At 63.2% G+C, this 9,248-nt stretch carries 9 protein-coding genes; all 9 read left to right on the forward strand.

Features of this window, described 5'->3' with window-relative positions; translation table 11 throughout:
- A partial coding sequence (locus EN969_RS06165) for an FAD-dependent oxidoreductase (RefSeq protein ID WP_164758158.1) occupies positions 1–230 on the forward strand: 230 nt, incomplete at its 5' end.
- A gap of 2 nt (positions 231–232) precedes the next feature.
- Positions 233–1,546 (forward strand): NAD-dependent dihydropyrimidine dehydrogenase subunit PreA, encoded by a 1,314-nt coding sequence (gene preA, locus EN969_RS06170; RefSeq protein WP_013530894.1) that lies wholly within the window; start codon positions 233–235, stop codon positions 1,544–1,546.
- A gap of 108 nt (positions 1,547–1,654) precedes the next feature.
- Positions 1,655–2,158 carry an Rrf2 family transcriptional regulator gene (locus EN969_RS06175; protein ID WP_013530895.1) on the forward strand — a complete coding sequence of 168 codons (504 nt, stop codon included), beginning with the start codon at positions 1,655–1,657 and terminating at the stop codon, positions 2,156–2,158.
- 43 nt (positions 2,159–2,201) lie between these two features.
- A complete protein-coding gene (locus EN969_RS06180) occupies positions 2,202–2,660 on the forward strand; it encodes a carboxymuconolactone decarboxylase family protein (RefSeq protein ID WP_024501510.1) in 459 nt (152 codons plus the stop codon).
- A gap of 72 nt (positions 2,661–2,732) precedes the next feature.
- A complete protein-coding gene (locus EN969_RS06185; protein WP_013530897.1) occupies positions 2,733–3,110 on the forward strand; it encodes a DoxX family protein in 378 nt (125 codons plus the stop codon).
- 114 nt (positions 3,111–3,224) lie between these two features.
- The gene (locus tag EN969_RS06190; RefSeq protein ID WP_013530898.1) at positions 3,225–4,286 is read left to right on the forward strand and encodes a glycosyltransferase family 4 protein; all 1,062 of its coding nucleotides are present in this window, start codon (positions 3,225–3,227) and stop codon (positions 4,284–4,286) included.
- Positions 4,287–4,336: 50 nt separating this feature from the next.
- Positions 4,337–6,499 (forward strand): amylo-alpha-1,6-glucosidase, encoded by a 2,163-nt coding sequence (locus tag EN969_RS06195; protein ID WP_027160673.1) that lies wholly within the window; start codon positions 4,337–4,339, stop codon positions 6,497–6,499.
- A 142-nt stretch (positions 6,500–6,641) separates the two neighbouring features.
- Positions 6,642–8,423: a trehalose-6-phosphate synthase gene (locus EN969_RS06200; RefSeq protein ID WP_013530900.1), complete on the forward strand. Its 1,782-nt coding sequence runs from the start codon at positions 6,642–6,644 to the stop codon at positions 8,421–8,423.
- A gap of 53 nt (positions 8,424–8,476) precedes the next feature.
- Complete coding sequence (otsB, locus tag EN969_RS06205; protein ID WP_032898633.1) at positions 8,477–9,202, forward strand: trehalose-phosphatase; 726 nt, start codon at positions 8,477–8,479, stop codon at positions 9,200–9,202.
- The last annotated feature ends 46 nt before the right edge of the window (positions 9,203–9,248 follow it).

Genomic DNA, 9,248 nt, shown 5'->3' on the forward strand with positions numbered 1-9,248 from the left:
CGATTGGACAGAGCTTTGTCCCGGCCGCCCTCAACGGCAGCGGTGCATCGATCGGCCTCGAAGCCGGCCGCATCAAGGTGGATTCGGAAGGGCGCACGTCGCTTGCCAAGGTCTGGGCCGGTGGCGACTGCATCTTCGGTGGCGACGACCTGACCGTCTCGGCGGTCGCGCAGGGACGCGACGCTGCGGAGAGCATCAATCGGGCACTGACCTCGAACGGGAGGGCATGAGCATGGCGGATATCAGAAACAATTTCGTCGGCATCAAGTCGCCCAATCCGTTCTGGCTGGCCTCGGCGCCACCGACCGACAAGGCCTACAACGTCATCCGCGCCTTCAAGGCCGGCTGGGGCGGCGTGGTGTGGAAGACGCTGGGCGAGGAGGGCCCACCGGTGGTCAACGTCAACGGTCCGCGCTACGGCGCGATCTGGGGCGCCGACCGCCGCCTGCTCGGCCTCAACAACATCGAACTGATCACCGACCGCGACCTGCAGGTCAATTTGCGCGAGATCAAGCAGGTCAAGAAGGACTGGCCCGACCGCGCCATCGTCGTCTCGCTCATGGTGCCTTGCGTCGAGGAGGCCTGGAAGGCGATCCTGCCTGTGGTCGAGGAGACGGAGGCCGACGGCATCGAGCTCAATTTCGGCTGTCCGCACGGCATGTCGGAACGCGGCATGGGCGCCGCCGTCGGCCAGGTGCCGGAATATATCGAAATGGTGGTGCGCTGGTGCAAGCAGAACACCCGTATGCCCGTCATCACCAAGCTGACGCCCAACATCACCGATGTGCGCAAGCCCGCGCGCGCAGCACATGCCGGCGGCACCGACGCGGTGTCGCTGATCAACACCATCAATTCGATCACTGGTGTCGATCTCGACAGCTTCGCGCCGCAGCCGACCATCGACGGCAAGGGCTCGCATGGCGGCTATTGCGGGCCGGCGGTAAAGCCGATCGCCATGAACATGGTGGCCGAGATCGCGCGCGATCCGGAAACGCAGGGCCTGCCGATCTCCGGCATCGGCGGCATCACCACCTGGCGTGACGCGGCCGAATTCATGGCGCTTGGCGCCGGCAATGTGCAGGTCTGCACGGCGGCGATGACCTACGGCTTCAAGATCGTGCAGGAGATGATCGCGGGCCTGGAAAACTGGATGGACGAGAAGGGGCACGCCTCGCTCGACGACATCGTCGGCCGCGCCACGCCCAATGTCACCGATTGGCAGTATCTCAACCTGAACTACGTCGCCAAGGCGCATATCGACCAGGATGCCTGCATCAAGTGCGGCCGCTGCCACATCGCCTGCGAGGACACTTCGCACCAGGCGATCACCAGCATGGTCGACGGCGTCAGGCACTTCGAGGTCATCGAGGCCGAGTGTGTCGGCTGCAATCTCTGCGTCAATGTCTGCCCGGTCGAGAACTGCATTACCATGGAGCCGCTGGCAGCCGGTGTGATGGACCAGCGCACCGGCAGGCCGGTATCGCCGGTCTACGCCAACTGGACCACGCACCCGAACAACCCGATGGCCAAGGTGGCTGCGGAGTAGGAACTCCCCCAAGAGAAAAACGGCGCTTTCGAGCGCCGTTTTTCATTTTCCTATTGCAGATATGAATTATCCACGATAGTATGTATCCATGAATAAGGAACCTGTTCGATGAAGCTGGGCGAGGGTGTTGAAGCAGCCATCCATTGCGCCGCCACGCTGGCCAGTGTGGAAGGCAATAGCACCATGCCGGGCGCCGCTCTCGCCGAGGCCTTTGGCCTTTCGCCGAGCTATCTGCTCAAGCATCTCAACATGCTGAGCGCGGCGCGCGTCCTGGAATCGGTGCCCGGGCCTGCCGGTGGCTATCGGCTGGCGCGGCCAGCCGAGCGCATCACGCTGCTCGACATCGTGCTGGCCGTCGAGGGCCGCGAGCCGGCCTTCCGCTGCGGCGAGATCCGCCAGCGCGGTCCGGTGAAGCTCGATGCGTCGGCCTATGTGAAACCCTGCGGCATCAACGCCGCGATGCTGAAGGCCGAACGCGCCTATCGCGCCGCGCTCGCCGAGACCAAGCTGTCCGATATCGTGGCCACCTACGCGGCAGAAGGCGATCCCAGGTCGCTTGCTGCGAGCTGCGCCTTTGTCGAGCGCCACCAGCGGCCGCAGAAATCCAGTTAACTCCAAAACCTCAAAACCCAAGCAGACGTGAAAGGACGAGACGATGAAACAGAGGCTGCAATTTTTCGCCAAGGCGCCGGAGATCATGAAGGCGGTGTCGGCGCTCAACAAGGCGGTGGACGAATGCGGGCTCGAGGTGAGCCTGCTGCACCTGATCAAGCTCAGGGCTTCGCAGATCAATGGCTGCTCGTTCTGCGTCGAGATGCACAGCCGCGAGGCCAGGCGCGACGGCGAGACCGAGCAGCGGCTCTATCTGGTTTCAGCCTGGAAGGAATCGCCGCTGTTCTCGGAGCGTGAACGCGCGGCTTTGGCCTGGACCGAAGCCGTCACCCTGATCGCCAACAACGGCGTGCCGGACGAACTTTATGCACGTACGCTGGAGCATTTCTCAGAAGAGGAGCTGGTCAAGCTGTCCGTTGCGCTCGGCATGATCAACACCTGGAACCGGCTGTGCATCCCGTTCCAAGCCATACATCCGATGCCGGCGGCCAAGGCTGCCTGATTGTCCAATCATGTTGGGAGCGCCGTGGAGAGCGCGCTCCCACTGCCTTAAACCTTTAAAGGGGAGAGTTTGATGCCTGCGGATTTGCCTTCGACCTTGTTGTTTCTCGCTCGCCTGCTGCTCGGCGGCGCCTTCGTTTTCGCCGGCCTGCGCAACATCCAGAACGCGGCCTTCCTGACCCAGCTGATGGCCGCGCGCGGTGTGCCGCAGGCGCGGTTGGCACTGTGGACTGGTATCGTGCTTCAGGTCGCCGCCGGTGTGCTGGTCATCGCAGGATTGTGGACGGCACTCGCGGCCACGGTGCTGCTGCTGTTCCTCATCGTCGCCACGCCGATGTTCCACAATTTCTGGGACCATCAGGGTCCGGACCGTGCGTCCCGCATCAATGGCTTCGTCGGGAATGTTGCCCTGAGCGGTGGCTTTCTGACCCTGATCGCGCAATCCGTTTGACGCACAGTTCCATGCCGACTGCGGCCTCTGGTGCCGACGGCTCGACCATAAAATCGGAACCAATCGAGCCGTTGACGCATTTCACACCTGCATGCCCAGCATCCAGGATGAAATATGAAAATCGCCCATGTCGCGCCGCTTTATGAATCGGTGCCGCCAAGGCTCTATGGCGGCACCGAGCGCATCGTCTCGTATCTGACCGAAGCGCTGGTCGATCTGGGTCATGAGGTGACGCTGTTTGCCAGTGGCGACAGCCAGACCTCCGCGAAGCTGGTACCCAGCCGGGAACGCGCGTTGCGCCTCGATCCGCGTCCGCTCAAATCCGAGATCGCGGCGCATCTTTCGATGCTTGCGCAGGTGAGGGAACGGGCGTCGGAGTTCGACGTCATCCACTTCCACCTCAGCCACTTCCTGCATTTTTCCTTCTTTGAGGATATTGCGGAGCGGACGGTGACGACGCCGCATGGCAGGCTGGATTATGTCGACCTGGCGCCGGCCTATGAACGGTTCCCGCGCTTTCCCCTGATTTCCATTTCGCACAGCCAGAAGGCGGGCCTTGCCAACGCCAACTGGTTGGCGACGATCCATCACGGATTGCCGACTGCTCTCTACGAGCCAACGTTCGAGACGGCCGCCGAAGAACCCTACCTTGCCTTCCTCGGCCGGTTCTCACGCGACAAGCGCCCGGATCGCGCCATCGAGATCGCCTTGCGTTCGGGGCTCAAGCTCAAGCTCGCGGCAAAGATCGGCGACGACGATCGCGCCTATTTCCGTGAGGTGGTCGAGCCTTTGATCGATGGCGATCGCGTTGTCTATGTCGGTGAGATCGAGGAAAACCAGAAGGCGGAATTTCTCGGCAAGGCGGCAGGCCTGCTGTTCCCGATCGACTGGCCGGAGCCGTTCGGCCTTGCCGCTATCGAGGCAATGGCCTGCGGCACACCGGTCATCGGCTGGAGTTGCGGTGCGCTGCCGGAGATCATCGATCAAGGCGTCACCGGTTTTATCGCTGACACAATGGATAGCGCGGTCGCTGCGGTGCCGGACTTGCTGCAACTCGACAGGCGAAAGGTGAGGGCCGTTTTCGAAAAGCGGTTCTCCGCCCGAAGAATGGCCGGCGACTATCTGGCCGCCTATGCGGGCCTGATCGGCGTCCCGAGCACGGCGAAGGCGTCTTGAGCAGCGACGTGCTCGAGCCACGGCAACGAAACAACAGGGATCTTTGACGAATGGCCCAACTCGATGAGCGCCAGCTCGATCCTGCGGTTGCGCTTGCATCGCTCGACGCCACCGCCCCTCGCGAGCCGCATCGGTTGTTTGCGCTCAAGCAGGGCGATTGCTTCGCCGTTGCCGACGCCTATGGCGACATACGTGGCGCCGGCGACGGTTTCTTTCGCGACGACACGCGGGTTCTTTCCGAGTTCCGGCTGACCGTCGGCGGCAGGCAGACATCTCTGCTCGGCGCCTCGCTCAGCCAGGACAATGTGCTGTTCACCACCAATTTGACCAATCTGCCGATACAGAGCGCCGGTGGACGCGACATCCCGCAGGGAGCCATTCACATCGAACGCGTCAGACTGCTTTGGCAGGACAGGCTGTTTGAACGCATCACCCTTTCCAATTACAGCCGGGAACACTCGACGATCAGCGTTTCCCTGCACTATTCCGCCGATTTCCGCGACATGTTCGAAGTGCGTGGCTCGACACGGCCGAAGCGCGGGCTGGCCCATGCCGCCGAAACAAACGCGACGTCGGTCCTGCTGCGCTATGATGGGCTCGATGGCCTGGCCCGCCTCTCGGCGATATCGTTCTCGCAGGCGCCGGACCAACTGAGTGCCAACCGTGCCGATTTCCTGATCGCCGTGACCAAGCGCAGCAGGAAGGTGCTTTATGTCGAGGTCGGTCCCGAGGTGGCCGACAAGCCCGACCGCGACCGGTTCCGCGCCGCTGCCGCCCGCGCCCGCTTTGGCATGCGGGCCAAACGTCGCCATGGCGCGACGGTGCGCAGCTCGGGCCGTGTCTTCAACGACTGGGTCGAGCGCGCTCGCGCCGATGTCGCGCTGCTGACCACCGAGCTGGCGACCGGCCCCTATCCCTATGCCGGCATCCCCTGGTTCTCGACGGCGTTCGGCCGCGACGGCGTCATCTCGGCGCTGCAGATGCTGTGGCTCAATCCGGGCCTGGCGCGGGGCGTGCTGGCCTTTCTGGCCCAGCATCAGGCGACCGAGACATCGCCGTTCAGCGATTCGCAGCCGGGCAAGATCATGCACGAGACCCGCAAGGGCGAAATGGTGGCGCTGCGGGAGCTTCCCTTTGGCCGCTACTACGGTGGCGTCGATACGACACCGCTCTACATCTACCTTGCCTGTGCCTACGCCGATCGTACCGGTGACATGGCGTTCATCGACGGCCTGTGGCCGTCGCTGTGCGCCGCGGCCGAATGGACGGAGGAGGCGGGCCGGGAAACCGGATTCGTGACTTACCAGCGAGCGGCCGAGTCCGGCCTCGCCAACCAGGGATGGAAGGACAGTTTCGATTCGGTCTTCCATGCCGATGGCCGCATTCCCAAGGGCCCGATCGCCCTTGTCGAAGTGCAGGGCTACGTCTTTGCCGCCTTCCGGGGGCTGGCGGCACTTGCCCGTCGCCGGGGCGAGAACGACAGGGCCGACCACTGGGATGATCGCGCCGAAGCGATGCGGGTTGCCGTGGAACGGGATTTCTGGCTTGACGATCTCGGCTTCTATGCGCTGGCAATCGACGGTGCCGGCGAGCCCTGCAAGGTGCGGACCTCGAATGCGGGGCATCTGCTCTTTGTCGGATTGCCTGAGCCGGCGCGGGCCCAGATGGTGGCTGACCAGCTGCTTTCCGCCTCCTTCCATTCGGGCTGGGGACTGCGGACGCTCGCCGACGATGCCGTGTTCTTCAATCCGATGTCGTACCACAATGGCTCGATCTGGCCGCACGATACCGCCCTTTGCGGTGCCGGGCTGGCGCGCTATGGCGAGCGCGAAAGCGTGGTTCGCCTGATGAGCGGCACGTTCGAATCCGCGGTCCATTTCAACATGCGGCTGCCCGAACTGTTCTGCGGTTTTACACGTGCGCCGGGCGAAGCACCCATCGCCTATCCCGTCGCCTGCCTGCCGCAAGCGTGGTCGGCGGGCTCCGCTTTCATGTTGATGCAGGCCTGTCTTGGCCTGGAGATCGACGGCTGGGAGGGTGAGATTCGCGTCGGCCGCCCCAGGCTGCCGATCGGCATCGACACGCTGACACTGCGGCACCTGGGCGTCGGCGACCGGGTCGTCGATCTCACCTTCCAGCGCGTCGGCGACCGGGTCGTCGCTTTCCTGGCCGACCGCCATGAAGGGCTGGTGCCGCTCATAGTAAGAACATGATCCGAACAAAATTGGCGGAACCGATCCAGGCCTTGTGCGTTGCAAAAACACTGGTCCGAACGCCGACCACGTGGCCGGCGGACCGTTTCAAACGGGAAACACGAACAAACGGTCGCCGACGGCCGGGGTGAGTTGACGTTCAATGACAAACTACGGTGCGGACCTGCTCTGGGTTCTGATTTTCGCGAGCCTCGGTTTTTCCGCTCTTGCCGTATTCCTCTCCATATCGCGGCACCGTCGCCGTCATCCTCCTGCCGTCCCACATACGGCAGGCGAAGATGTGGCGGCGGAGGCCGCGCGCAAGGTGATACGGGAGTTCGAAAAGAACGGCCAATCGGCCGATGCCGCGCTGGTGACCTGGTCGCCAGAAACATTGCGCAAGATCCTGGCCGACGATCTGCCCGATGCGCAGGTTATCGTGGTGTCCAATCGCGAGCCGTACATCCACAATGTGAAGGACGACGGCGTCGAGTTGCTCGTCCCGGCCAGCGGGCTGGTGTCGGCGCTCGAGCCCATTACCCGCGCCTGTGCGGGCACCTGGATCGCCTATGGCGGCGGAACGGCGGACCGCCTTACCGTCGACGACCACGATCGCGTGCAGGTGCCGCCTGGCAACCCGTCCTACACGCTGCGCCGGGTCTGGCTGACGGAGGAAGAGCATCAGGGCTATTATCTCGGTTTCGCCAATGAGGGCCTTTGGCCGCTTTGCCATATCGCCTTCACCCGGCCGATTTTTCGTGCCTCCGACTGGGCTGCCTATGAAGCCGTCAACCGGAAGTTTGCCGATACGGTGGTTGCCGAGGCGCGCAACGAGCGGCCGATCGTGCTGGTCCAGGATTACCATTTCGCGCTGCTGCCGCGCATGATCCGCGAGCGCTTGCCGGAGGCGATCGTCATCACTTTCTGGCACATCCCGTGGCCAAATTCGGAAGTGTACAGCATCTGCCCATGGCGTGAACGCATCCTCGAAGGCCTGCTCGGCAGCTCGATCATCGGCTTCCACACTCAGTTCCATGCCAACAATTTCACCGAAAGCGTCGATCGCTTCCTGGAAAGCCGCATCGAGCGGGCCGATGCGGCCATCTCCTACGGCGGACGGACCACATTGGTGCACGCCTATCCGATCTCGATAGAATGGCCGGCGGACCTGCTGGCGAAACTTCCCGCTGTCGACGATTGCCGCGCTCGCATGCGCGAGAGGTTCGGCCTTAAAGCGGATGTGAAGCTGGCCGTCGGGGTCGAGCGCCTCGATTATACCAAGGGCATTCTCGATCGGTTTCACGCTTTGAACGAATTGTTCAAGCGACAGCCTGAGTGGATCGGAAAACTGGTCTTCCTGCAGATCGCGGCACCCAGCCGCGGCACGCTGCCTGCCTACAAGCTGCTCCATGACGAGTGCCACCGTTATGCCGAAGAGCTCAACCGGCGTTATGGCAGCGAGGGCTACAGGCCGGTGATCATGGTGGCCGAACATCACTCGCAAGAACAGGTCTACGAGATCTATCGGGCCGCCGACATATGCATGGTCACCAGCCTGCATGACGGCATGAACCTCGTCGCAAAGGAATTCGTCGCCGCGCGCGACGACGAGCAGGGCGTTTTGATGCTCAGCACATTCGCCGGCGCCTCGCGTGAATTGCTGGAGGCGCTTATCGTCAACCCTTACGATGCCGCCATGATGAGCGGAGCGCTGTTGCAGGCACTGACCATGTCGCCCGAAGAACAGCGCGAGCGCATGCGCCCCATGCGCGAGACAATCCGCAACAACAATGTCTATCGCTGGGCCGGCAGCATGCTTCTGGATGCGGCACGTTTGCGCAAGCGCGGGGACCTCGATCGGGTGACCGGTGCCGTCAGCGACCCGCCGCCCAGCGTCGACAATGTCGTCTCCATTTTTGAGCGCAGACGGGTGGCGATGTCATGAGCGATGCGCTGCAAAATATTGTTGGCGAGACCCTGCACAAGCCGCAGGCCGTCATGGAGAAACCGCACACTGTGCTGACCGGCGAATGGGCGTTGTTCCTCGACATCGACGGCACCCTGCTGGAACATGCCGAACACCCGGACGCCGTCTCGGTCAGCGACGAGCTCCGCTCCTTGCTGCAAGGCCTGGATCGCAAGCTGAACGGGGCATTGGCCTTCATAACAGGCCGTTCCGTCGCGGCTGTCGATCATCTGTTTCAGCCTTTGAAGCTGCGCGCCGCCGGGCTCTATGGCCTGGAACATCGGCTCCTACCGAACGACGACGTCGAAGTCGCGGATGAGCCGGCGGATATTTCTGCGCTTGCCGACGAGATCGAGGCCGAGCTCGGTCGTGGCGCCTATATCGAGCGCAAAGGACGGGTGCTGGCCATCCACACGCGCGCCGCCCCGCATCTGCTTCCGCGCGCGACGCAGCTTGTCGAGCAGGCGCTGGCCACGCTGCCAAAGGGCTACCGGGTGGTTCCCGGCAATGCCGGTGTTGAACTGCTGCCGCTCGAGGCCGCCAAGGGCGCCGCGATCCGGCGTTTCATGGAAATTGCGCCATTCACGGGCCGTCGCCCGGTCTTCCTGGGCGACGACACGTCGGATGAAAACGGTTTTGAGGCCGTCAATGATGCCGGCGGCATATCGATACGCGTCAAACCACCAGCGCACACCGCAGCGCGGTACGGGCTTGCCGACGTTGTCGAGACGCTGGCCTGGCTGAGAGGTCAACTTTAGATCCAGCCGACGCAACCGCGATCGCGCCTCCTGGAAAGGGCAAGGA

This window comes from Mesorhizobium sp. M7A.F.Ca.CA.003.01.2.1 (assembly GCF_003998945.1).
Lineage (GTDB): Bacteria > Pseudomonadota > Alphaproteobacteria > Rhizobiales > Rhizobiaceae > Mesorhizobium > Mesorhizobium ciceri.

Excerpts from the sequence above, each read along its gene's own strand:
- preA (WP_013530894.1), top strand. The coding sequence starts at position 233 with ATGGCGGATATCAGAAACAATTTCGTCGGCATCAAGTCGCCCAATCCG.
- EN969_RS06175 (WP_013530895.1), top strand. The coding sequence starts at position 1,655 with ATGAAGCTGGGCGAGGGTGTTGAAGCAGCCATCCATTGCGCCGCCACG.
- EN969_RS06180 (WP_024501510.1), top strand. The coding sequence starts at position 2,202 with ATGAAACAGAGGCTGCAATTTTTCGCCAAGGCGCCGGAGATCATGAAG.
- EN969_RS06185 (WP_013530897.1), top strand. The coding sequence starts at position 2,733 with ATGCCTGCGGATTTGCCTTCGACCTTGTTGTTTCTCGCTCGCCTGCTG.
- EN969_RS06190 (WP_013530898.1), top strand. The coding sequence starts at position 3,225 with ATGAAAATCGCCCATGTCGCGCCGCTTTATGAATCGGTGCCGCCAAGG.
- EN969_RS06195 (WP_027160673.1), top strand. The coding sequence starts at position 4,337 with ATGGCCCAACTCGATGAGCGCCAGCTCGATCCTGCGGTTGCGCTTGCA.
- EN969_RS06200 (WP_013530900.1), top strand. The coding sequence starts at position 6,642 with ATGACAAACTACGGTGCGGACCTGCTCTGGGTTCTGATTTTCGCGAGC.
- otsB (WP_032898633.1), top strand. The coding sequence starts at position 8,477 with ATGGAGAAACCGCACACTGTGCTGACCGGCGAATGGGCGTTGTTCCTC.